The 22,048-nt window shown below is 57.9% G+C and carries 26 protein-coding genes and 2 pseudogenes; 20 read left to right on the forward strand and 8 right to left on the reverse strand.

Annotated features, from left to right (window positions below; all coding sequences use genetic code 11):
- The 3 genes and pseudogenes from T3A99_RS12260 to T3A99_RS12270 form a co-directional block, all read right to left on the reverse strand.
- Positions 1–389: pseudogene (locus T3A99_RS12260) on the reverse strand (DSD1 family PLP-dependent enzyme); the annotation flags it as partial.
- Between the two features lie 65 nt (positions 390–454).
- Positions 455–1,852, reverse strand: coding sequence for a D-arabinono-1,4-lactone oxidase (locus tag T3A99_RS12265; protein WP_322834331.1), 1,398 nt, complete (start codon positions 1,850–1,852; stop codon positions 455–457).
- A gap of 19 nt (positions 1,853–1,871) precedes the next feature.
- A complete protein-coding gene (locus T3A99_RS12270) occupies positions 1,872–2,255 on the reverse strand; it encodes a c-type cytochrome (protein WP_416221552.1) in 384 nt (127 codons plus the stop codon).
- A 264-nt stretch (positions 2,256–2,519) separates the two neighbouring features.
- Between T3A99_RS12270 and T3A99_RS12275 the strand changes: the two genes are divergently transcribed.
- Entirely contained in the window at positions 2,520–3,536 is a 1,017-nt protein-coding gene (locus tag T3A99_RS12275) for an AraC family transcriptional regulator (RefSeq protein WP_322834332.1), read from the forward strand.
- A 61-nt stretch (positions 3,537–3,597) separates the two neighbouring features.
- On the opposite strand, the pseudogene T3A99_RS12280 reads toward T3A99_RS12275, so the two are convergent.
- Positions 3,598–3,732, reverse strand: a pseudogene (locus T3A99_RS12280) (D-amino-acid oxidase); the annotation flags it as partial.
- On the opposite strand from T3A99_RS12280, the gene T3A99_RS12285 reads away from it, so the two are divergent.
- The 11 genes from T3A99_RS12285 (at position 3,689) to T3A99_RS12335 (ending at position 12,161) form a co-directional block, all read left to right on the forward strand.
- Complete coding sequence (locus T3A99_RS12285) at positions 3,689–3,898, forward strand: hypothetical protein (RefSeq protein WP_322834443.1); 210 nt, start codon at positions 3,689–3,691, stop codon at positions 3,896–3,898. The pseudogene T3A99_RS12280 and the gene T3A99_RS12285 sit on opposite strands and share 44 nt — an antisense overlap.
- A gap of 322 nt (positions 3,899–4,220) precedes the next feature.
- A complete protein-coding gene (locus T3A99_RS12290; protein ID WP_322834333.1) occupies positions 4,221–4,460 on the forward strand; it encodes a LysR family transcriptional regulator in 240 nt (79 codons plus the stop codon).
- A gap of 185 nt (positions 4,461–4,645) precedes the next feature.
- Positions 4,646–4,981 carry an RAQPRD family integrative conjugative element protein gene (locus T3A99_RS12295; protein ID WP_322834438.1) on the forward strand — a complete coding sequence of 112 codons (336 nt, stop codon included), beginning with the start codon at positions 4,646–4,648 and terminating at the stop codon, positions 4,979–4,981.
- Positions 4,978–5,217 carry a TIGR03758 family integrating conjugative element protein gene (locus tag T3A99_RS12300; RefSeq protein ID WP_322834334.1) on the forward strand — a complete coding sequence of 80 codons (240 nt, stop codon included), beginning with the start codon at positions 4,978–4,980 and terminating at the stop codon, positions 5,215–5,217. The genes T3A99_RS12295 and T3A99_RS12300 overlap by 4 nt, the downstream gene beginning before the upstream one ends.
- A 17-nt stretch (positions 5,218–5,234) precedes the next feature.
- The gene (locus T3A99_RS12305) at positions 5,235–5,606 is read left to right on the forward strand and encodes a TIGR03745 family integrating conjugative element membrane protein (RefSeq protein WP_322834335.1); all 372 of its coding nucleotides are present in this window, start codon (positions 5,235–5,237) and stop codon (positions 5,604–5,606) included.
- A 7-nt stretch (positions 5,607–5,613) separates the two neighbouring features.
- Positions 5,614–6,027: a TIGR03750 family conjugal transfer protein gene (locus T3A99_RS12310; RefSeq protein WP_322834336.1), complete on the forward strand. Its 414-nt coding sequence runs from the start codon at positions 5,614–5,616 to the stop codon at positions 6,025–6,027.
- Positions 6,024–6,665: a PFL_4703 family integrating conjugative element protein gene (locus tag T3A99_RS12315; protein WP_322834337.1), complete on the forward strand. Its 642-nt coding sequence runs from the start codon at positions 6,024–6,026 to the stop codon at positions 6,663–6,665. Before T3A99_RS12310 ends, T3A99_RS12315 begins: the two co-directional genes overlap by 4 nt.
- Positions 6,662–7,474 carry a TIGR03749 family integrating conjugative element protein gene (locus T3A99_RS12320; RefSeq protein WP_322834338.1) on the forward strand — a complete coding sequence of 271 codons (813 nt, stop codon included), beginning with the start codon at positions 6,662–6,664 and terminating at the stop codon, positions 7,472–7,474. Before T3A99_RS12315 ends, T3A99_RS12320 begins: the two co-directional genes overlap by 4 nt.
- Positions 7,464–8,981 (forward strand): TIGR03752 family integrating conjugative element protein, encoded by a 1,518-nt coding sequence (locus tag T3A99_RS12325; RefSeq protein WP_322834339.1) that lies wholly within the window; start codon positions 7,464–7,466, stop codon positions 8,979–8,981. Before T3A99_RS12320 ends, T3A99_RS12325 begins: the two co-directional genes overlap by 11 nt.
- On the forward strand, positions 8,944–9,360 hold the full coding sequence (locus tag T3A99_RS12330; protein ID WP_322834340.1) for a TIGR03751 family conjugal transfer lipoprotein: 417 nt from the start codon (positions 8,944–8,946) through the stop codon (positions 9,358–9,360). Before T3A99_RS12325 ends, T3A99_RS12330 begins: the two co-directional genes overlap by 38 nt.
- A complete protein-coding gene (locus T3A99_RS12335; protein ID WP_322834341.1) occupies positions 9,360–12,161 on the forward strand; it encodes a conjugative transfer ATPase in 2,802 nt (933 codons plus the stop codon). Before T3A99_RS12330 ends, T3A99_RS12335 begins: the two co-directional genes overlap by 1 nt.
- Here T3A99_RS12335 and T3A99_RS12340 read toward each other — a convergent pair.
- Positions 12,153–12,410: a LasR-specific antiactivator QslA gene (locus T3A99_RS12340; RefSeq protein ID WP_322834342.1), complete on the reverse strand. Its 258-nt coding sequence runs from the start codon at positions 12,408–12,410 to the stop codon at positions 12,153–12,155. The two genes, T3A99_RS12335 and T3A99_RS12340, sit on opposite strands and share 9 nt — an antisense overlap.
- A gap of 169 nt (positions 12,411–12,579) precedes the next feature.
- Here T3A99_RS12340 and T3A99_RS12345 point away from each other — a divergent pair, with 169 nt between their 5' ends.
- The gene (locus T3A99_RS12345) at positions 12,580–12,834 is read left to right on the forward strand and encodes a helix-turn-helix domain-containing protein (RefSeq protein WP_087092597.1); all 255 of its coding nucleotides are present in this window, start codon (positions 12,580–12,582) and stop codon (positions 12,832–12,834) included.
- 94 nt (positions 12,835–12,928) lie between these two features.
- Here the strand turns inward: T3A99_RS12345 and T3A99_RS12350 are convergent, their stop codons facing one another.
- On the reverse strand, positions 12,929–13,105 hold the full coding sequence (locus T3A99_RS12350) for a hypothetical protein (RefSeq protein ID WP_322834444.1): 177 nt from the start codon (positions 13,103–13,105) through the stop codon (positions 12,929–12,931).
- Here T3A99_RS12350 and T3A99_RS12355 point away from each other — a divergent pair.
- From T3A99_RS12355 to T3A99_RS12370, 4 genes are read left to right on the forward strand one after another with little or no spacing between them, the layout of a single operon-like run.
- Positions 13,032–13,907: a TIGR03756 family integrating conjugative element protein gene (locus tag T3A99_RS12355; protein WP_322834439.1), complete on the forward strand. Its 876-nt coding sequence runs from the start codon at positions 13,032–13,034 to the stop codon at positions 13,905–13,907. The two genes, T3A99_RS12350 and T3A99_RS12355, sit on opposite strands and share 74 nt — an antisense overlap.
- Positions 13,904–15,286, forward strand: coding sequence for an integrating conjugative element protein (locus T3A99_RS12360; RefSeq protein WP_322834343.1), 1,383 nt, complete (start codon positions 13,904–13,906; stop codon positions 15,284–15,286). Before T3A99_RS12355 ends, T3A99_RS12360 begins: the two co-directional genes overlap by 4 nt.
- Before the next feature lie 3 nt (positions 15,287–15,289).
- Positions 15,290–15,598 (forward strand): hypothetical protein, encoded by a 309-nt coding sequence (locus T3A99_RS12365; RefSeq protein WP_322834344.1) that lies wholly within the window; start codon positions 15,290–15,292, stop codon positions 15,596–15,598.
- 10 nt (positions 15,599–15,608) lie between these two features.
- Positions 15,609–17,153 (forward strand): conjugal transfer protein TraG N-terminal domain-containing protein, encoded by a 1,545-nt coding sequence (locus T3A99_RS12370; RefSeq protein WP_322834345.1) that lies wholly within the window; start codon positions 15,609–15,611, stop codon positions 17,151–17,153.
- A 9-nt stretch (positions 17,154–17,162) separates the two neighbouring features.
- Here the strand turns inward: T3A99_RS12370 and T3A99_RS12375 are convergent, their stop codons facing one another.
- Entirely contained in the window at positions 17,163–17,546 is a 384-nt protein-coding gene (locus tag T3A99_RS12375) for a DUF3742 family protein (protein WP_322834346.1), read from the reverse strand.
- A gap of 456 nt (positions 17,547–18,002) precedes the next feature.
- On the opposite strand from T3A99_RS12375, the gene T3A99_RS12380 reads away from it, so the two are divergent.
- Entirely contained in the window at positions 18,003–18,341 is a 339-nt protein-coding gene (locus T3A99_RS12380; protein ID WP_322834347.1) for a hypothetical protein, read from the forward strand.
- Between the two features lie 126 nt (positions 18,342–18,467).
- Positions 18,468–19,430 (forward strand): ArdC family protein, encoded by a 963-nt coding sequence (locus T3A99_RS12385; protein ID WP_322834348.1) that lies wholly within the window; start codon positions 18,468–18,470, stop codon positions 19,428–19,430.
- Between the two features lie 130 nt (positions 19,431–19,560).
- On the opposite strand, the gene T3A99_RS12390 is transcribed toward T3A99_RS12385, so the two are convergent.
- Complete coding sequence (locus T3A99_RS12390; protein ID WP_007901093.1) at positions 19,561–19,758, reverse strand: hypothetical protein; 198 nt, start codon at positions 19,756–19,758, stop codon at positions 19,561–19,563.
- Between the two features lie 225 nt (positions 19,759–19,983).
- Here T3A99_RS12390 and mobH point away from each other — a divergent pair, with 225 nt between their 5' ends.
- The gene (gene mobH, locus T3A99_RS12395; protein WP_322834349.1) at positions 19,984–21,705 is read left to right on the forward strand and encodes a MobH family relaxase; all 1,722 of its coding nucleotides are present in this window, start codon (positions 19,984–19,986) and stop codon (positions 21,703–21,705) included.
- The last annotated feature ends 343 nt before the right edge of the window (positions 21,706–22,048 follow it).

Here is a 22,048-nt window from a genome sequence, read left to right on the forward strand (position 1 = left end):
TGCAACTGCCTGGAGGGATCGAAGGATCCCCGGTGGGTTTGATAAAACACTTCGGCGGAGCGTGCCGGCAAGGGTTTACCGATCAGGATGTCCGATTCGGGAAATGTCAGCGCATCGTGATTCACAAACGGCTGATGAAACGACATCAGGCGTTGGGTATTCGCACGTTTTGCGATATAGGCCAGCAGTCCAGGTGACGGCAGAGACTTCTCCACCAGCCGCAAGTGTTTGCCGGTACGCCTGACTGATCGCATCACCACGTCGATATTGTGGTCGAGCAGGTCGAGATCAATCAGCATCAATGGCCGCATCGGCCCATGGGCCTTGAGCTCACGGTTCAACGCACTGAAATACGCTGTGTAAGGACTGCCCCGGTCGCCGGGACGCAGCCATGCTCCCGCCCCCACCATCAATGCGCCCGCTCCGGCGGCACCCAGCATAAAACCTCTGCGGTTCATCGGGCCACTCCCAGAATCGACGACAAGTGCGCATTGAGAAACTTGCCGCCCGGGTCCAGTTGATCACGTACCCGGGTAAACTCCTGCCAGCGTGGATACAGCGCCTGAAGGTTGCGCGCATTCAGGCTATGCAGCTTGCCCCAGTGCGGACGCCCGCCGTATTTCCAAAAGATGGGCTCCACCGCAGCAAAGAAATTATGATGGTCCATCTGGTAGTGCTGATGCACCGAAATCGAACAGCTGTCGCGGCCTTCGAACATACTCAAGGGAATATCATCGGCCTTCACATAGCGGTATTCGATGGGAAACCAGGTACTGAGGTTCCGATCGTCGATCAGCTTGAGAATCTCACGCAAGCAGGCGGGCCCGGCCTGCGCCGGAATCGAATACTCCATTTCGTTGAAACGTATCGTACGCACGTTGGGGTAGATCTTGAACGAATCGCCGACCCGGCCTTCGAAGTCGGCGACAAAGCGCAAGCTGTTGAGCAACGTGCGCCTGGCAGAGGGGAAATCGCTGCCATACTTGTCGAGCTTCTCTACAATCGTGGCGAACTCGTTACCGCTCGCCTCTTCCGGACTGAGAGCCGGTGTTTCAAGGTCATTGGTTTCGTTCAGGGCAATCGAAAGCGCGTAGTCGGAATGGGTCAGAACCAGCATTTCCCAATGATCGTTTTCCCGGACGTTTTTCTCCACGTCCTCCAGTAGTTCTTCGGTCTTGGCGACCCATTGACGCTCACGCAGCCGATAAGGCGCGCGGTTTTGCATACGGACTTTAGTGGTGATGCCCAAGGCGCCCAGGGAGACCCGCGCGGCAGTGTAAATCTCGCTGTTATGTGTAGCGTCGCAGTCAAGTACCTCACCTTGGGCAGTCACCAGTTGCAGGCCACTGACAAACCCCGAATAAGAGGTGAAGCGTGCCCCGGTGCCATGGGTCGAGGTTGAGATGGCGCCAGCCAAGGTCTGGTAATCAATGTCGGCCATGTTTTTCAACGCCTGACCCACCTCCTTGAGCGCCGGCCCCATGCGCGACATCGGCGTACCGGCACCAAACTCGGCCTGCAAGGTGTTGCTGTCATGATCGAGCAAACCGTTGAAATAGCTCAGCGACAAAATAGTATCGTCAGTCGGCACCAGCGCACTGAACGAATGCGCCGAGCCCACGGGACGGATCTTGCCGGGTGCCTGACGTATGACTTGAATCAGCTCATCGAGATCCTTCGGGGCCAGCCGCGCCAACGGCAGGCAGCTTTGCCCGCCAGACCAGTTGCGCCAAGGGATAAGCCGCGGTGCTTGAACCAATTGGGCCAATGCGCTGTTACTTGTTAACGCCGTAAACGCGCCGGCTATGGCCGCACGCTGCAAAAGTTGACGTCGTGAAAGGTCCGTAGCCATGAAGTTACCCCGGTGATTTTTATTTGATTTCCTGGCTGGACATAAAAGCTGTCAGTGCCAGGAATTGCTCTTCCGAGCACTGCACACAGAGCCCCATGGGCGGCATGCTGTTATAGCCATTGATGATGTGGTCCAGCAGGGTGTCAGTGCCCTGCGCGATCCTGGGTGCCCAAGCCTTGGAGTCCTCTGTCTGCGGCGCCCCCGACGACGGATTGGCATGGCAGATTTTGCAACTGGTGTCATAGATGGGCGCGAGTGACTTATCCGTCGGCATCGCGTTGGCGGCATTGGTAGTGGGTTGTACTGATTTGGATTGATCGCCGCAGGCCATGAGTAGGCCCATCGAGGCCGCCAGCAAGCTGATATAAGCGATACGCAGATAAAGCGGGGGCTTGGGCCGCATGGCTGTTCTCTCGAATACGCCTGTCTCGCAGGCTTTTTGTTATGGGAAACGACCACGCACGCAGTCAACTCTAAAGTAAATCAGGAACCCGCCCCTGTTCAGGGTAGGCGGGGCCAGAATGGGGGCATTAGCGGCCATCCTTGGCTAACTGAAGGTTAAAGGGCCGAAAACCCGCCGTTTCGATTTGGAGTCTTCGTGCCGTTGATAAATACTTGCACGCGACCTGGATCTGGGCTTTAGAATCAAACAAAAAAGGGGCACTGGATGGACGGTTCCGCTCGTTACACCACAGCCAATTTTCATGCTTACCTTCTGCGTTGCCTTGCCGGCATGAGCAAGGACTTCGGTATTGACCCGGTACGTTTATGCATGGGCCTGGGGTTCGAGATAGCGGACCTTTCAAACCCTGACTGCCTGGTGTCCTTCCGTCAGGCTGCGTCCATGATCCGCCGGGCACTGGCGTGCACCCAGGGACGCAACCGTGGGTTGGGGCTTGATATAGGCACTCAAGAAACCATCGGTTCGATCGGGCTGGTGGGGTATGCAATGCTCACCAGTCCGACCCTGGGCGAGGCGATCGACCTGGGCATCAAAATGCAGCGTCATGCTGGCGTGCTGTTGCAACTGGAGCGAGTCGATAGCGGAAAATACCTGACGATTCGTGCCAGCAGCCTCTTTCACGAGCCGGATATCCAACCGTTTCTGGTGGAAGAAAGTTTCGGTATTTTTCTTAACTTGGTACGAACATTGGTAGGCGATACCTTCGCCCCCTGCTTTATCGAACTCAGTTATTCAAAACCGTCCTACTCAGCGCATTACGACCAAGTATTCAAATGCCCTATCCGTTATGACCAGTCGGAAAACCTGTTCGCCTGTGACGCCCATTGGGCAGAAAAACGCATCGCGACCTACGACCCATTGAGCCACCGGCAGGTTTTGGATTTTCTTCAGATGAACGTTCCCAAGCAGTCAATAGAGGATGAGTTCATCGAATCCATAGAGCGTATCGTACGTCGAGATCTGCGTCAGACGCCGTCCCTGTCAGCCGTCGCTACGCAACTGTGCATGAGTGATCGAACCTTGCGCAGGCGCTTGGCAGACCAAGGGAGGTCCTACCAGAATGTCTTGGACCAAATCCGCATGAGCCGTGCAATCGCCCTGCTCGGCAACCCACGGTTGACCATTGACGAAGTGGCGTATGAAGTGGGGTTCAGTGACGCCCACAACTTTCGCAGAGCATTCAAGCGCTGGACCGGGCATGGGCCTCGACAGACTCAGTAGTGAGATTTATATCACTGAAAACTGATCGAGGAGAAATTCAATCACACCAAGCCGAACTGACTCAGAAGTCCGCCACTTTGCCCCACGCCGACTTGCGGAATCGGTCTGGGTGATAAGGCCGCGGGTCGACAATCGGCGTTGCGCCGCTGACGATGTCTGCAATCAAATACCCCGCGCCCGGACCAATCCCGAAGCCCGAAGTGGTGGCTATTTCAACGCCACTCGGCATTCGCAATTACCAGGACCATATTTTGAATATCAGCTTATCCACCCCGCAGTCGATCGAGACGGTAGTGGCGCAATACGCTGCACCGCTGATGGCGCTGACGGATAAGTTTCGCGCCAGCGTAGACAACGACTGACAGTCATTTCGTCCGATCCTGTCTGGGCAACTAGTTTATTAGTTTTTAGACTCGCAATCGCAGGCGGGTAGGAAAAGTTATCATCGCGCAAAATAGTAACGCCTGCCCCAGGCAAAGATCTGTCAGTACCGATACACAACTGATCCACACAGGATTTACAACCGAAGGCTCAGATGAACTGCCCGGTAGCCTTAAGACGGCGCATCCAAGGCGGCCACGTCGAACCGGCAATTTAAGCGCAACCTGGGCAAACAAGGCTACGCGCAGGCACGCCGGTACAGTCGAATTTATTGCCTGTCTTATTTCCCGGAGCATCCATCCAATGACTGGCCTGAGTTTCTTTCAGCAGGTGGCTACGCGTGCCGGTCTTACGGAAGTAGCACGCCATCTGGGGTTGTCGTTGCCTGCCGTGAGTAAACGGCTAAGCCAACTGGAGGCTTACCCTGAGGATCGGCCACTACTAAACACACCGTTAGCTGGAGCCACTTCCAGATCTGCTAACAGCTGGGTATTTCACTCACCTGACCAATCATTTGCAATCAACCTTGGTAGACGCTTATAGATCGAGATCGCATTAGCGTTCCAATACGTGATTTCTCCGCGATCATAGCTTAGACAGTATGACCGAGCTCGCTACATGCTCAGCGCCTGTACCGAAATAACATGACGCAGTGTGTTTCGTATTTTTTACTGCTGAGCCCTATTTGTCAGTTGGATGCTAGCCCCATCACCAAATGGGCTATCCACATGCCAACTATATTATGCCGAGTCTGCTGTCTGATCGTACTGATCACGTTCAATAGTGGCAGCTATGCCGCATCTGCTCATGAACAGGATCAGTTGAGTCTGATTTTGCAGCAACTCGACACTATCGAACATCTTGCGACAAAAGCCCAGACAGCTAGCTCGGCTGAATCAAACGAGCGTTATCGCTTCGACTATCCCCGCCTAACTCAAGACATCCAACGCATTCGTCAAGGTATACAGGGCTATTTATCCCCCTCTCGCGCTCAACCCCGCGACTCCACTGAGTTGGTCGGAGAATACCGTCTCGCCCCCCCATCCGCAGAGTCCTCGCCATGAGCATGACTGACGCCCAGACCGCCGCCTTCCAACACGCTTCCGGCTTCTCGGCACAGAGCAGTTCGACACTGTGGCTGTCCCTGGTTCTCGTCCTGGCTTTGTTGTGGTGTGCCTGGATGATGTGGACGGCTTACCGGGGTTGGGCCACCGGCAGTGTGCGCTTCGGCGCGTTTGGCGGCAGCGCCGCGCGCGTACTGCTCACCTTGCTGGTTCTGATGTTCTTCACCCTGCCCTAACCCCGGAGATCACCATCATGCTCAAGTACCTTATCCCCCTGAAAAACAACCTGCGTGATCACACGAGCCAACGCTTGATCGGTCTGCTCCTGGTGCTCGGTCCAAGCCTGGCTTTTGCCGAGCTCCCCACCATGGAAGCCCCTTCACGTGGTGAAGGTTCCGGGTTGATCGAAACGATCAAAAACTACGCCTACGACGGCGGTATCCTGCTCGGTCTGCTGATCGCCCTGCTCGCTTTTCTCGGTGTGGCCTGGCATTCCCTGACCGTTTATGCCGACGTGCAGAACCAGCGCAAGACCTGGAAGGACTTGGGTGCTGTAGTCGGAATCGGAGCTCTGCTGGTGGTAATCATCATCTGGTTCCTGACCAAGGCTGCCGCGATTCTGTGAGGTCGACATGAACGACTCTATCGAACGTCTTGCCGACGGCACCTTGGTTTTTCTCCCAGAGCGACTCAATCGCGATCCTGCCGTACTACGCGGTTTGACCAATGATGAGATGTGGGTGGCACTCGGCACCGGCGCGGTTATTGGTCTGATGCTGGGTGTTCCTCTGGCGATCGCCACCACCTCCATTGCCGCGGCGCCGACCAGCATGATTGCAGGCATGGCGATGGTGCTATTTGCCGGTGGCACGCTACTGCGTCGGGCCAAACGGGCTCGCCCCGAGACCTGGTTGTACCGCAAGCTCGAATGGATACTCGCCAGCCGTTGGCGCCTGGGTCGCGGAAGTTTGATTCTCCACTCCGGCGTCTGGACGGTTCGCCGGTCACGTCGACTGCGCCCTGCCCTGTCCCGGTGGCAGCCATGAGTCGTTTTCGGAACAAGGTGGATGCCCAACAGGCCCATATCTTCAGCCTGCGTCTGGCGGTAATGATCCTCGCCCTGGTCTGTGCCGGACTCTGGTACGGCTGGCGCTCGGCACCGACCGATTTGACCGTGCATGTTCCCCCGGATCTGCGCTCGGGCAGCACGCGTAAGTGGTGGGATATCCCCTCAGAGAATGTCTATGCCTTTGCCCTGTACATCTTTGGCCAACTAAACCGTTGGCCCTCGGATGGTGAGCAGGATTATCGCCGCGCCATCTATGGCTTGCAGCCCTACCTGACACCCGCCTGCAAGGCCTTCCTCGACGGCGACTACGAGTACCGCAAGGCCGCTGGCGAACTGCGTCAGCGGGTGCGTGGGGTCTACGAAATTCTGGGCCGAGGCTACAGCGAAGATCCGGAACTCAGAGTCAAGCAACTCGACCGCGACAGCTGGCTGGTCAAGCTCGACCTCAATGCCGATGAGTATTACGCCGCCGAACCGGTGAAACGGGTGGTGGTGCGTTATCCCTTACGCGTAGTGCGTTTTGATCTTGATCCCGAACGCAATAAGTGGGGGCTGGCACTGGATTGTTATCAGGGCACTCCGCAAAAAATCTCCCTACCTGGAGGTGAGCCATGAAGCGGATTTCTATCCTGGCACTGACCATCGTATTGATGTCATGGGGAGTTGCGGCGCAGTCCGTCGAGCTGATGCACTGGGAACGCCTACCCCTCGCGGTCCCGCTGGTGATCAATCAGGAACGAGTCGTCTTTATCGATGAGGCTGTTCGAGTCGGCGTGCCCTCAACCCTGACGGGCAAGCTGCGTGTGCAATCAACCGGCGGCACGCTGTACCTGCGAGCGTCGGAAGCCATCGCCCCGACCCGCCTGCAACTGCAAACGGTCGCAACGGGCGAGATCATCCTCCTGGATATCGCGGCCACGCCTGGTGATCAACCGCTGGAGCCCGTGCGTATCCTTAAGAACGCTCAGGCGCAGTCTGCCGAGTCTGAGCCCAGCACCGTGTCTGTTCCAGAACGTACACCGATCCCGGTCGCTTTGACGCGCTACGCCGCGCAAAGCCTGTACGCGCCGCTGCGCACCGTGGAATCCCTGCCCGGTGTACGCCGCGTCCCGCTCAAGCTGCGCACCGAACTGCCGACCCTGCTGCCCACCGAAAACGTGTCCAGCACGCCCATCGCCGCCTGGCGACTCGGTGACTACTGGGTGACGGCGGTGAAGTTGCGCAATCGTGGTTCAGAGACGGTGCAACTCGATCCGCGTCGGCTTCAGGCCAAGCTGTTCGCCGCGACCTTCCAGCATGCTTTCCTCGGGCCTGTCGGCAGTGCTGAAGACACCTCGATCGCCTACCTCGTCACTCGCGGTGCCAGCCTCGAACACGCCGTGCTGCTCCCGCCCGTTGCGCGAGGTGCTGACGATGAAAGCTAACGCCTTGCTCAAATGGCTGGTACCGGCGGCGCTGCTGGCCGTGGTGGTGATCATCCTGAAAACCTGGGTCGCGGGTAGCAACACGCCTACTCCAGAAAACCCAGTTGATCAGGGCAACCTTCAGTTATCCGCCGAGCAAGCCAAGTCGCTCGGCATTGCGGGCGACACTCCACGCGATACGGTCGCCACCCTGGTCGGCCAGGTGAAGGCCATGCGCAGCGACATGCTCGGTCTGAAGAAACACAACGATTCACTGCTGACGGAAAACAACCGCCTGCGCGAGCGGGAAAACAGCGTCGATTCACGTATCCAGACGGCGCTTGGCAGCGTAACCCAGCAGGTCGACGAGGGCCGCCGACAAGCCAACGAGGCCCGGCTCAAAGCAGAACAAGACAGTCGTCAGGCTCGTGGTCTGCTGACGCAATTGCAGGAACAGTTGTCGGGGCTGACCGGCAAAGGCAAGGATATGCCGATCGGATTGGGGCTTGAGCCGGGCGACGGGGCTCAGTTCGACGGGCAGCATTCTGCCAATGATGCGCTGCAGTGGATTGAACCCTCGGATGCTCTGTCCACCGACGCCCGAGGCAAAACCAAGACCTCCTCCGCGCTGAGCCTACCTACCACCTTCAACTCACTGGAGAGCTTGAACGATAACGCTATTGATCGCAGCCAGAAACAGCTGCGCGCCGTCACCCAGGGTGAACGTGACCTGACGCGGTCCATTGATCGTACCGAAGGCGCGAAGCCGGTCTACACCATTCCCGAAAACGCGACATTGATGGGGTCGGTCGCCATGACCGCTTTGATCGGCCGAGTCCCAGTAGACGGCACAGTGAATGATCCCTATCCCTTCAAGGTGCTGGTCGGTCCGGAGAACCTGACTGCCAACGGCATCGACCTGCCGGACGTTGCGGGGGCCGTGATGAGCGGCACAGCCTCCGGTGACTGGACCCTGTCTTGCGTACGCGGACAGGTTGAGTCGATCACCTTTGTATTTACTGATGGCACCATCCGCACGGTGCCTCAGCCGAAGACCGTAGCCAGCCGCACTGCCTCCAGCACCCAGAGCTCGAACACCGACAAGATCCGCGGTGGACTCGGCTACCTGTCCGATCCGTATGGCATTCCTTGCATTGCCGGCGAGCGCCGCTCGAACGCCCAGCAGTACCTCGGCAGCCAGAGCCTGATCACCGCGGCCGGCGCCGGTGTCGCCGCCTTGCTTGGGGATGAGCAGAACAACAGCAGCGTGATCAGTTCGGGCAGCAGTACGCTGGGGGTCACCAATAGCAGTGGCAATAGCGCACTGAATTCAATCCTCAGCGGTGGAGTCAGCGACATCCGCGAGTGGGTCAACAAACTCTATGGCGAGGCCTTTGCGGCCGTTTACGTACCGCCTGCAGCACAAGTCGCACTGCACCTCGACCATGAGATCACCATCGACTACGAGCCCAAGGGCCGGAGCGTTCGCCATGAAAAAGACCATGCCTCTCTGCCTGACCTGGATTAGCCTGCTCTGCTGGGTCCTGGCGGGGTGTTCCACCGACAAGGAAACGCTTCTACCCCATGGCGAGCAAACCATGCTGGACATCTGGAACGGCGCCGGTTCGCAAGGTACTCAGCAACAACTGCTGGATGCTCGGCAGCAGTTACGCCGCCCGTTGGCTCAAGCAGATTTCTCCGTGGCTCTCCAGGAACCGTACACTCGCACAGCGGCGAATGAGATCCACAGCCTGTTCCCTCGCCTGCCCAATCCCGATCTAGTGCTGTACGTGTATCCACACCTGAGCGGTACCGAGCAAGCACCGGTCCCGGGTTACTCAACCGTCTTTCCGTTCTACCAACGTGTGCAATACGCATTGCCGGGTGAACGTCAGGAAGACCTGTAGTGCGTACCGGTGATTCGGGCAACCGCACTTCCGCGTGGAAAGCCTGGCGCAACCCATTGCGCCCTCGCGCCACCTTGGCCGATGAAGCTGCACTGTATGCGCACAACCCCAGCTTCACCGATCATCTGCCTTGGGTCGAATACCTCGACACCGAGCAGTGTTTTCTACTGGATGACAATCGCTCGGTGGGTGCAGCGTTCGAGTTACTGCCCATCGGCACCGAAGGGCGCGAACCCGATTGGTTGATGGCGGCCCGCGATGCTCTTGAGGATGCCCTGCAGGACAGCTTTGACGAGCTGGATCAAGCGCCTTGGGTGGTGCAGTTTTTCTGCCAAGACGACAACGACTTCACCCCCTACCTGACCCGGCTCACCGATTACATTCAGGGCAGCGCACGAGGCACGGTCTTCACCGAGGCGTATTTGGAGCTCAGCCGCCGTCATCTAAAGGCCATCGCCAAGCCCGGTGGTTTGTTTGAGGATAAGGTGGTGACGCGCCTACCCTGGCGTGGCAATAACCGACGGGTGCGCCTGGTGGTCTATCGCTGGCTTGAGTCTGATGCTGAGGAGACAGGACTCACCCCGGTGCAATCCCTGCATCAGGCTTGCGAACGTATCGCGGCTTCATTGCAGACCTGCGGGGTGCAATCGACGCGAGTCGATGGCCGAGGTCTGTATGCCTGGTTATTGCCCTGGTTCAATCCGGCGCCCACGCTCACCGATGAAGCGCCCGAGGAGTTCTACCGCCGCGTGGCCTATCCGGAGTCTGCCGACGGTGAGTCGCTGGAACTGCCCTTCGATCATGACTTTGCCGAGCGGCTGTTCTTTAACGAGCCGCGTTCGGATGTGCAGCGCGGACTCTGTTTTTTTGACGATCAGCCCCACCGGGTCATGGTAGTGGACAAGCTGCGCCGAGCGCCCTTGATTGGTCAACTCACCGGAGAAACCCGCAAGGGTGACGCGGTGAATGCCCTGTTCGACCAGTTACCCGAAGGTACAGTGATGAGTCTGACCATGGTGGTCAAACCACAGGATGTGCTTGAAGACCAGTTAAACCGATTGGCTCGTAAAGCCATCGGTGAAAACCTGGCCTCCACCCAGACCCGTCAGGATGTCGAAGAGGCTCGCGCGATCATCGGCCGCCAGCACAAGCTGTACCGCGGCACTCTGGCGTTCTACGTACGCGGTCACGATGAGCAGCAACTGCACCAGCGCTCGGTCAGCCTTGCCAACGCACTGCTGGGTGCGGGCCTGCAACCTGTACGTGAAGGCGATGAAGTCGCCGCCTGCAACAGTTACCTGCGTTGGTTACCGATGGTTTACAACCCGGCCCGCGACACACGCAACTGGTACACGCGACTGATGTTCGCCCAGCATCTGGCGAATCTGGTCCCAGCCTGGGGCCGCAGCACAGGCACCGGCCACCCGGGCATCACCCTTTTCAATCGTGGTGGCTCGCCGTTGAGCTTTGATCCGTTGTCACGCTTGGACCGGGCCATGAACGGCCATCTGCTGTTGTTCGGCCCCACTGGCGCCGGTAAGTCGGCGACCCTGGTCACCCTGCTGATGCAGGTCATGGCCGTGTACCGCCCTCGCTTATTTATCGTCGAAGCCGGCAATTCGTTTGGCTTGCAGGGCGACTACTTCGCGACACAGGGCCTGTCGGTCAACAAGGTCCAGTTAAAACCTGGTGCCTCGGTCAGCCTTGCGCCCTTCGCCGATGCCTGGCGCCTGGTCGAGCAACCGGATCAAGTGGCGAGCCTGTCGATCGATGAACTGGACGATGAGGCGGTAGCCAGTCGCGAAGACCAACGCGATATTCTCGGTGAACTGGAAATCACCGCCCGATTGATGATCACCGGCGGCGAAGCCAAGGAAGAAGCTCGCCTGAGTCGAGCCGATCGCAGCTTGATCCGCGAGTGCATTCTGGATGCGGCGCAGATGTGTGTCGCTTCGGGCCGTCAGGTACTGACCCGCGACGTGCGCGACGCTTTACTGCGCGTCGCCGCCGACATGCACTTACCGGAGAAGCGTCGTGAGCGCGCCCAGGAAATGGGCGAGTCCATCGACCTGTTTTGCCAGGGTTTCGAGGGCGAACTGTTTGATCGCGAGGGCACGCCTTGGCCCGAGAGCGATGTGACCATTGTCGACTTGGCCACTTACGCTCGCGAAGGCTACGAGGCACAGATGTCCATCAGCTACATCAGCCTGATGAACACCGTGAACAACCTCGCCGAACGCGACCAGTATTTGGGGCGGCCGATCATCATGGTCACCGACGAGGGCCATATCATCACCAAAAACCCGCTACTGGCGCCATTCGTGGTCAAGGGGACGAAGATGTGGCGCAAGCTCGGCGCTTGGTTCTGGCTGGCAACGCAAAACCTTGCCGACTTTCCCACTGCTGCACAGACCATGCTCAACATGATCGAATGGTGGATTTGTTTGAATATGCCGCCGGCGGAAATTGAAGAAATCGCTCGCTTCAAGCAGCTTTCACCGGCCCAGAAAGCCTTGCTGCTCTCCGCCAGCAAAGAACCGGGCAAATACACCGAGGGGGTCGTGCTGTCGAAAAAGCTCGAAACGCTGTTTCGAGCCGTACCGCCCAGCCTCTATCTCGCCCTGGCCATGACGGAACCCGAAGAAAAGGCCGAGCGCTGGACACTGATGCAGGACTACGGCTGCTCAGAGTTGGAAGCGGCTTACCGGGTAGCTGAACGGATCGATAGAGCGCGAGGAATAGAACCATCACAGGGAAATATTCAGGTCTCGCGCTCTAAAGCGAGCGAGAGGTTACTGTGATGCTCCTCGAAGCCGCTGCTGAATCCTCAACAGGAATCCAGCTTCAAAAGCATCTTGGCAATCACCAACAGGAAGGGTCTTGCGTGTTTGCGCCAGCTCCCACCACAGGGGGATCTCACCGGTTGTATCAAGCCAAGCCTGAGCGCATTGCACGCCACGCTCGATCATCGGGGCAAATTCGCGGCCCCAAGGTGTCAGAAGACTTGAGCAACCATCTGCCGCAGGAATGGAAATGTAGTTTTCGTCCATACACACCCTAGATTTCTGATTTATTGTTAGACGCAGAGTCCAGCCTCGAAAATCTTAACGACACCAAATGAACGCTCGATAACAGGCATGAGCATCAAATGGCCTAGATCAATACCAATGTAGACTATATCCCGTGGATTGAGAGTCCCTCAAGGCGCAATTTGCGCGCATGACTCAAGACTACGAACAGCTTCGCCTGCAACTGGCGGAGAACATCCGCTTGATACGGCGCGTGAAGAACCTTACCCAAGAGCAGCTGGCGCTCATGGCCGAGGTGGATCGTACCTATGTCAGTCAAATCGAACGAGGGGTAGGCAACCCGTCGCTATTGGTCCTGTGCAAACTCGCCAATATTTTCGAGATCACCGCAGATCAGCTACTCATCGAACCTGACGCCCTTCGCCGTGTGCTGGACATCGAGTAGCCATTTCATCGTCCTGCAAACCCTTGCAAACCGACAACCCCACGTTCGGCTTTATTACTGACAGCCCCCTCTTACATCATTGAACCTGCCCAGGTCATTCATCTAGAGCCTGGATCATGTCTGTTTCCTGCCTGTCAATTGAGCCCCATAATCTACGGCCTTTGGTTCTGAGCATCCTGCTGGCGTGCGGGCCAAGCATGGCGCTGGATACCGGCAGCATCACGTTCTCTGTGTTGTCGCCAAATTGCCTTGCATACAGGGTCGTCGGCATTTGTTTCTGGCTCCTCTGCACGCCCTTCGGCTGCACAGTCAAAACCTCGACTAAGGTTCGCCATTTCATTCCTGAGCTGGTGGTCTCGAGCTACGCCACCACCGGCAATACCCCCTGGACCGAGATGGCCACACTCTCCTCTCCCATCAGCGGTGCGGAAGGTGGCGGCAACCTGATCACGCCGAACACCCACCGCGACAACCTGCCCCGCTTCAAGAACGTCGATGGCATTGGCCACCCCGGTGGCTGGGCCGCAACGCAACTGGCTTCGCAATCCGGCTACGCCTGCGCCGGCGGCGCGACTGCGTTCATGCCCTACTACCTGAGCACCCTGGACTCACTGGCCTGGCGCCATGGCATACCGGAAAGTCTTTACCCCGAGTCGCTCATGCCGGGGATCCGTGAAGTCGGTAGTCAGGCCTCGGGAAACATGTGGGGCAACGTCTATCCCCGTCAGGGCTTTCTAGTACAGCCTGACGACTTCAAAGCCGCCGCAGTCATGGCGCAACGGGCCGGCGATGTGATTACCCGTAACGGGCAACCACATGTGTATGTACCGCTCACCCCCAACCCACGTGACGGCTACTGGCCGCCTGGTCCCATCGTTGAAAACGATGCTTCGACCCACAAATGGCAATTGCTCTACCCCCAGGTTCAACCGACTTGCGCGGTCTTCCCCAGCGATCCGGTACAGAGCGCGGATGGCGGCTACGCCTGGTCGTTATGGCGTCCCTATAGCTGCTGCAAGCGCGAGGGGCAGACCTTCCTGTTCAGCATCGACTTCGAAGGCGGCGCATCATGAGTCGGCTTTGCGCGCGATCATGGTTGGGCGTGATGAGTCTGTTGCTATACGGACTGCTCGCCATGGCCACGCATGCCCACGCCGCCGAGGACGATTACCGCCTGGGCACTCAAGGCGACGTGCTCGACGACCGGGTGATGTACACCATCGGTGGCGGCTCGGCAGTGGGCTCACCGAGCTCGCTCTACCGCCCCAGCGGTCTCGGCGTCGGCGGGTCCTGGCGAGCAAACATGATGTGCGGAAACATGAGCCTCACCAATACCCTACAAAACCAGCTGAACGGCGCCACCGAAGGTTTCCAGCAGATCATGGGCAGCGTCGTGCAGAACGCGACCCAGGCGGTGATGTCGCTGCCAGCATTGATCATCCAACGCGCCAACCCCGGCCTCTATGAGCTGCTGAGTAACGGGGTGATGCAGGGGCGTATCGACTTCGACCGCTCCAAGCTGACCTGCCAGGCCATGGCTGAGAAGATGGCGGACAAGGTTGGTCAAGCCGGCTGGGGCGCGTTGGCCAAGAACCAGGAGATGCAAGGCAATCTGGAGCAAACCGGCGGTGATGCGGTGGCCGCGGTAAAAAATACCGAGACCCATAACGGCAACAATGGGGTGTCCTGGGTCGGCGGCCAGAAGGCTGGAGGCAGCGGGCAGACACCCATCCGGGTGACCTCCGACGTAGTGCGAGCAGGCTACAACCTGCTGCATAATCGGTCGGTGGATGACAGTGCCTCGATCAGTAGCAGTGATTGCCTGGGTGGGACTATTTGCCAGACCTGGGCTTCGCCCCAGGAAGAATCCGAATGGGCCGTTCGGGTGTTGGGCGAGAGCGAAGTTGCGACCTGCGACAGCTGCGAAACCTTGCGCGCTACCGCCGGCAGCGGGCTGACGCCGCTGATCCAGGAGGCCTACAGCGAACGCCTCAAGGCTCTGCAAGGGCTGCTGTCCGGTTCTCTACCGCCTACTTCTGACAACCTGGCTAAAGCCTCCAGTTCAATGCTGCCGGTGACCCGTGGCGTGGTCGAAGCCCTACGCGACGATCCCGACCAAGATCTGTTGGCGCGGCGTCTGGCCAGTGAGACGGCCCTGTCCAGCGTGCTCGACAAAGCGCTCCTGCTACTGCGCACGCTGCTGGCGGGCAGCCACGAACCGAACATTGCTTCCGCCCAGCCGGCCCAAACCGCCTTGACGAAAAATATCGACGCCTTGGAGCGCGAAATCCGCCTGCTACAAACCGAGCTACAGGTCCGGCAGATGCTGGCCACCAATACCGCCAGCCTGGTGCTCGATCGGCATGCCGGTGGTGCCGATGCTTCGCGTACCGTCGAGCAAGGTGATCCAGAACCAAACCGACTCAATGACGCCGACGCCAGGCGCAAGTGAGCCGTGAAACGCTCACCGCTATTCACTTTGCTTTCAAGTCTGGGGATTGCCGTGGTGATGATCCTGACCGCCGCACTGGTCGCCTGGATCGGCCGTGCTGCGCTGGGTAGTTTCAAGGTCTGGCAGCAGGCGTTCGAATCCGTACGACCCTATCTGCGGTGGTGGCGTGCCCTGCTCTATGGCGCCCTCTTTGCGCTCTGGTGGGATCTGCTTCGGCGCTACCGACATCGACCACAGGATCGACTGCGCGTGAAGCGCATCGGGACATTAGCGCTCGTGCTATTGACCGTCGTCGAGTTCACCCGACTGTGAGGCCACTACCATGCTCATGAGCACCAACAGCTACCTGGAGTTTTACCTCTCCCTCCTGGCCTGGATCATCAACAATGGCATCTGGAGTGTCTTGTCCGACACCGGGCTGTTCGCCGCGCCCTTCGGCGCGATCATCTTGCAAGAGTGGTTGTCAGCCCGTCAGCAAGGCGCGGATGAAGGTAACAAGGGACTGCTCTCGGTGCCGCGAATCGAAAACCGGCTGTGGCTGGCCTACGTCGTCGTGTTGTTTGGCTGCGCGCCGGTCTTTCCGCTGAGCCTCGCCTCAATGGCGTTCGATGATGTGGTGAGCCAGCGCTGCGGCGTCAGTGTGGCCAAGCCAGCGGAAACGGCTTGGGGTGCCACTTTCAATACCATTGGCGAACGCTCTGCCAACGTGCCGATCTGGTGGTTTCTGGTGCATGCCTTGAGCAAAGGCGTGACCGCGGCGGCCACCGCCTCCATCCCCTGCGCACCGGATATCCGGCAGATGCGCATGGAGATCGACAGTTCGCGCATCGACAGCCAGGTACTGCTGCAGGAAGTCGCCGACTTCACCCGCGACTGCTATGGCTATTCCCGTTCTCGGTTGTTCACCAACCGTCCGCAGTTGGACAAGGCACAAAGTCATGACGCCTCCTGGATCGGCTCAAGCTATTTTCTCGACACGCCCGGCTACTACGATACGGATCGTTCACGCACACCGCGAGTCAGCTGGCCATATGACGAAAGCCGCGATGTTTCCTTACCGCGACTGGAGAATGGCGCGGGCTATCCCACCTGCAAGCAGTGGTGGAGCGATAGGGGTGTCGGGTTGCGCGAGCGCTTGATCGAGCAGGTTGATCCTTCGCTGCTGACTCAGCTGAAAGGTTGGTTGACTGGCCGTTCGAGCAACGAGATCGAGGATGCCACCCTGCGCGAACTGGTCAGTCCACGCCAGCAATCGATGTCCATGTCGCCCGGACAGGTGTACCAGGACTATGGCTCCAGCGCCCGCGGCGGCTCGATCAATCAGGGGCTCAATAACCTGGCCACCAACACCGGGCTGGCCCTCGGGTCCTTCAGCAACTTCCCGGCAATGAATGCACTACGCGCCGCCCTGCCGATGGTGCAGGCTTTCCTGATCATGGGCGTCATCATCAGCCTGCCGTTGATCCTGCTGGTCAGTACCTATCAGCTGAAGACCGTCATGACGGTGACGTTCGCGCTGTTCACGCTGCACATGCTGAGTTTCTGGTGGGAACTGGCCCGCTGGGTCGACTCCAGCATGCTCGACACTTTGTACAACCAAGTTTCGGCTTCCAATCAGGTGTTGTTATCGCTGCCCACATCCGGCTTCATGGATGGAACGGTCACGGCACAGGTGATCGAGTACGTGACGGGAGCAATGTTCGTCGTGCTTCCAATGTTATTTTTGGCTGCGATGAGCTGGGCAGGATATAGCGTTGGCTCAATTGCCGACGGCATGCTTAGCAAAGGAGCAGCTCAAGCGCAGGACGCTGGTGCAAGGGGTGCTGGAGCTCTGATGTCTGCTGGAAAGGCCTTGAGGAAGGGGTGAAGAACTCTACTACAGGTCTTTTAAATCAGGCTGACCGGGTGCGCGGCCATACTCATACTCACCATATGGGTCGTCATATGCTTTGTACCGGAGAGCATCCTTAGGTTTGATAGGCGTTCCATTGGCTATGGCCCAACACAAGACAATAAGGATCATCACCGATACGGTGAACCATAAGCTCACTAGAAGGAGCCCGGCAGCAACTGCCAACTTGATAACTAGAAAACTCCCGCGAACAAGTAATTTACCTGCGGGCATACCTGCCGTCACCGCGCGCTCAGCCACGCGGGACTCAAACGTTTTCAACCTACGGTAACCACGCTTTACCGACATGCCACAGGCGTATGCCCAGCGGTGGGCACGTGAATTCCGAACAGGTTGCTGAGTCGGCATGGTCTCGCCCTCTTCTGAGCGTTTTCATGGTTGAAACAGGAGTAACAGCCTACTACTGAAAACTGTCCGTGCCTGACCGTTTATCAGTTTGCTCAGCGGAAAAATCTTCACTGGAAGACAGAAGACAAGCCCCGTGAAACAGCTTCTCTACAGTGATTGACCCATATAAATTGCCCGGCTAAATACTAGGTACGGATCGCTGTTACCGACAGCACCCTGCCCAGATAGTCAGGACCTTCAAGACTATGTCACCTCGGTGATGGTTCTCCCCAAGTGCGATTAGCGTTCGGTAGCTCGCACGGTGACCGTTTCTACGGTGATGAACGCCTACTGCTCTCCTGAGCGCCTTTCGAGCTCTGCTCGTGAGGTAAGCCCTTTTGATTTTCTTCAACCCACTGCGCGGAAATCTTTCCCCGCACGGGACAGGTTTCTTCGCGTTTTCAACGGAGACATACCATGTCCGACTCACTTACACCGGAAACACTGAACACCCTTCGGTTGCCTATCGTGTTCACGCCTGACGCGTGGCAACGCGCAGTATTGCCCGAGCACTCAGGTCATCCTGAGAGGCTGCAGGTCGATCGGCTGAGCCACGTATTGCGCGCAGCCTTCGAGGCTCACCTGTCCTCTCCACACGAGCCCTATGTGCTGTTCGAGGTAGCCCACATCGCGTCAACGGGCCATCCACGCCATCACCCGCTGCTGCAACTGAGCCTTAGCCTGCTCCTCGAGCCGGGTCAGCCTGGCGCCTTGCTGATAGCGCTTGCAAGAGAGGCCAACGCTAAACGCACATAACCGCACTCGGCTCTCAAATCCACATTCGGACAGCATGCAAGACCTGCATCAATCCACCCATCACCCAATCGGGGAACCCTCCCCGACGGGCACGGCGTTCCTCCGTTTTCTCTCGAGGAAAATGCCATGCGCGATATCTACCAAGACGTGACTGACAAGATCGTGACCGCTTTGGACCAAGGCGTAGCCCCCTGGATCAAACCCTGGTTCTCAAGTGGCTCAGCTAACGTCGGTCATCATCACCCCTACCCCATTAACGCCATCACGCAGCGTCCCTATTCGGGGATCAACTTGCCGCTGCTCTGGGCCGAGGCCAGGTTGCAGGGCTTCACTCAAGATCGTTGGCTGACCTTCAACCAAGCCAAAAAGGCCGGTGGGCACATCCGTAAGGGTGAGCACAGCACTCTGGCGGTGCTCTACAAGCCGATGGAGCGCGAGGAACAGACCGAGTCAGGCCAACCCGTACTCGATGAAAACGATCAGCCCAAGGTCGCTCACTTCGGCATTCTCAAGACGCATTTTCTGTTCAACATAGAGCAAACGGAGGGGCTGGAAGCGCTGAATGAAACCCTGCCCGAAACAGAATCGAGCGACTCCTTCCTGGCCAACAGTGCTGCGGAAAATCTGCTGTTAAGTTCGGGTGCAAACATCGTTCATCGATCTGCCGACGAAGCCTTTTACCACCCGATCAGGGATCTCATCCAACTGCCGACAAAAGCGCAATTTCACGATGAAGGTGGGTACTACGCCACCGCACTGCACGAACTGACGCACTGGACCGGGCATCACGCTCGGTTGCAGCGCGAAGGCGTGACGTCATCCTGTCCGTTCGGCTCGCCAGGCTACGCGTTTGAGGAGTTGATCGCCGAAATGGGCGCTGCTTTTTTGTGCGCCTACGCCGGTATACAGGGAGAGCTGCGGCACGAGGGCTACATCGATTCCTGGCTCAGCCTGCTCAAGGCTGACAAGCGCGCGATCTTCCGCGCCAGTGGTCACGCCCGAAGCGCCTCGGAGTATGTACTCAACCTGGAGCAACAACTGAAGCAAGCGGTCTTGGACGACTCACTATGCATGAACGATGGAGCTTAATCGTTACCTCACCGCTGCTAACGCTTCACAGGGCCCGACGCGAGTTGAGCCCTTTTTCTGTGCCCAGAAAAATCCCCATGCTGCGGGCTCTGACGCAAAGAATCAGAGATGGGCATACACCCGCAGCATGTCATTCCGCATCCAGGTTCTGCGCCAGAAAATCCACCAGCTCGAGCGGACTCCGGCTGTCGATCACCTTGTAGATCAGATCGCGTTTACTGCGCGGCAACTTCTTGACCACGCTCTTCGCCGAGGCCCTGACGGCTTCGTCGGTCCCATGGATACGTGCCGCGAGCAGCAGCACGAGCGTGGCGTCGGTGAGGTTCATGGCAAGACCCAAAAAATATGCAGCGCAGTGTACCGACTCTTTTCTTTACCCTACTACCCCCCCCCAACAAAACGATGTCTAGCAGTATCCATATTCCGATTGCCGCACAAAGGGACACGAGCCAAAAGGACGGGTAAGGGTTGGAAGGGAATGGGGACTCAAGGGTAAGAGCCCTATCCGAAAAGGCTAAAAGACCACTGACCCAGCCACATCCCGGAGGTCACGATGCTCAGTTTGTTTCGCCACAAAAGGCAAAAGCCTCCTTCGCCACCGACCGTGAGCGTCGCCGAAGGTTACCTGCCTATCGAGTCAGCCCACAGCTTGCTAGCAGCGGAGCACCGCCGCCAGTTACTCGATCGCATCTGGCAGTACACCGCCCTCTCCCACGCGCAGTTCATCCAACTCTATCTAAATCCGATCCATCGCTACGCCGAACAGGTCCAGCAACTCCCGGCCAGCGAGACGCACCACCATGCGTATCTCGGCGGCATGCTCGACCATGGACTGGAACTGGTCACTTGCAGTCTGAAACTGCGCCAGTCGTATCTGCTACCCACCGGTGCCGCGCCCGAAGACCAAGCTGCTCAAACCGACGCCTGGTCGGCCGGTATTGCCTACGGTGCCCTGCTGCATGACGTCGGCAAGATCGCCGTGGACCTGCTGATCGAACGCCAGGATGGCCGTCTTTGGCATCCTTGGCACGGTCCACTGGATCAACCCTACCGCTTTCGCTACCTCAAAGGTCGCGACTACCATTTGCATGGCGCCGCCGCCGGCTTGCTCTACACCCAGATTCTCGACCAACCTATCTTGGACTGGCTCAGTGGATTCCCTCAACTCTGGGCTAGCCTGCTGTATGTCCTGGCGGGTCAGTACGAACGTGCCGGCGTGCTCGGCGAGTTGGTCATTCAGGCCGATCGCGTCTCCACCGCGCAGAACATCGGCGGCAACCCGAGCAAGGCGCTGCAAGCGCCGATTCATTCGCTGCAACATCACTTGATCAGCGGACTGCGTCAACTGGTTCAACACGAGCTGAAACTCAACCAGCCTGGCGCCGCGGGTTGGCTGACTCAAGACGCACTGTGGCTGGTCAGCAAGACGGTCACCGACAAGCTGCGAGCCTATCTGCTGTCACAAGCGATTGAGGGCATTCCCTCATCCAACATTGCGGTGTTCGACGAACTCCAATCGCATGGACTGGTCGAGTCTACCCCGGAAGGTAAAGCCATCTGGACGGCGCTCGTTGCGCAAGGGAACTGGCAGCAGAGCTTCACTTTTCTGCGCCTTCAACCGGCGTTGATTTGGGGGAGCGAAGACCGGCCTGAGGCTTTCAGCGGAACGGTGAGCGTTGCAGTCGATGACCACCCGACTGACGCTCCGGTATCAACACCGCCCACGGTGGTGAATAAAAAACCAACTCAAAGCCCATCGCAGCCAAATCTCTTGGCCACGGAAGATGCCGACTACCTCGGAACGTTACTGGACATGTTCGAATTGGCAGACCCCGAGGCCACTGATGCACCGTCAGAAAGCGCCCTCGAAATATCAAGCCCCCCTTCGGACAACCTTGGCCAGGCATTCTTGAATTGGGTCAAGGAAGGCATCCTGAGCCACAAGCTGGTCATCAATGACAGCAAGGCCAAAATCCACACGGTGGGTGGCAGTGTATTTCTGGTCACGCCTAGTCTCTTCCAACGCTACGTTCAAGAGTTTCCTGGTATCTCACGGGGCGCCGAGCACACAGGTGAAGAATGGCGATATGTGCAGAAGCAATTTGAGAAACTGAAGGTCCATAGGAAACGGGACGACGGTCTGAATATCTGGGCATGCCAAGTACGAGGTCCTAGGAAGAAAACCATATTGAAGGGTTATCTGATCGAGGAACCGAAGTTACTTTTTGAATCGATACCACCAGATAATCCTTTTCTGAAAATCGAAAAAGATTAAATTTCCGTAGTGCCCCATTGGTGGGGATCGAAACGCAGAGTTGGCTCTGGAGTGACTCGCGACTTCACTGCTCTGTTACCCATCTTCGGCGGTGAATCGCGCCCAATGATGGATTGGGTCTAGCAGTCCTCCAACGTCCCAGCCGGACTGGCTAATCCGCTGCGACTTCTTTGCTTTATAGCAATCTCTAAGCAATTGCCTGCAGCTGCCTGTCGCGGACACTGTCCCTGCTATGCTTTCATTTTCTTGAATGGAGTCCTAGCCGTGCACTATGGCTATTTCCTGCCGATTGCAGCTAATTGGCAATCCCAGATGGTTGGCCTATGTGGCAATTGGAGGGATT

Source organism: Pseudomonas sp. N-137, from assembly GCF_034555295.1.
Classification (GTDB): domain Bacteria; phylum Pseudomonadota; class Gammaproteobacteria; order Pseudomonadales; family Pseudomonadaceae; genus Aquipseudomonas; species Aquipseudomonas rhizophila.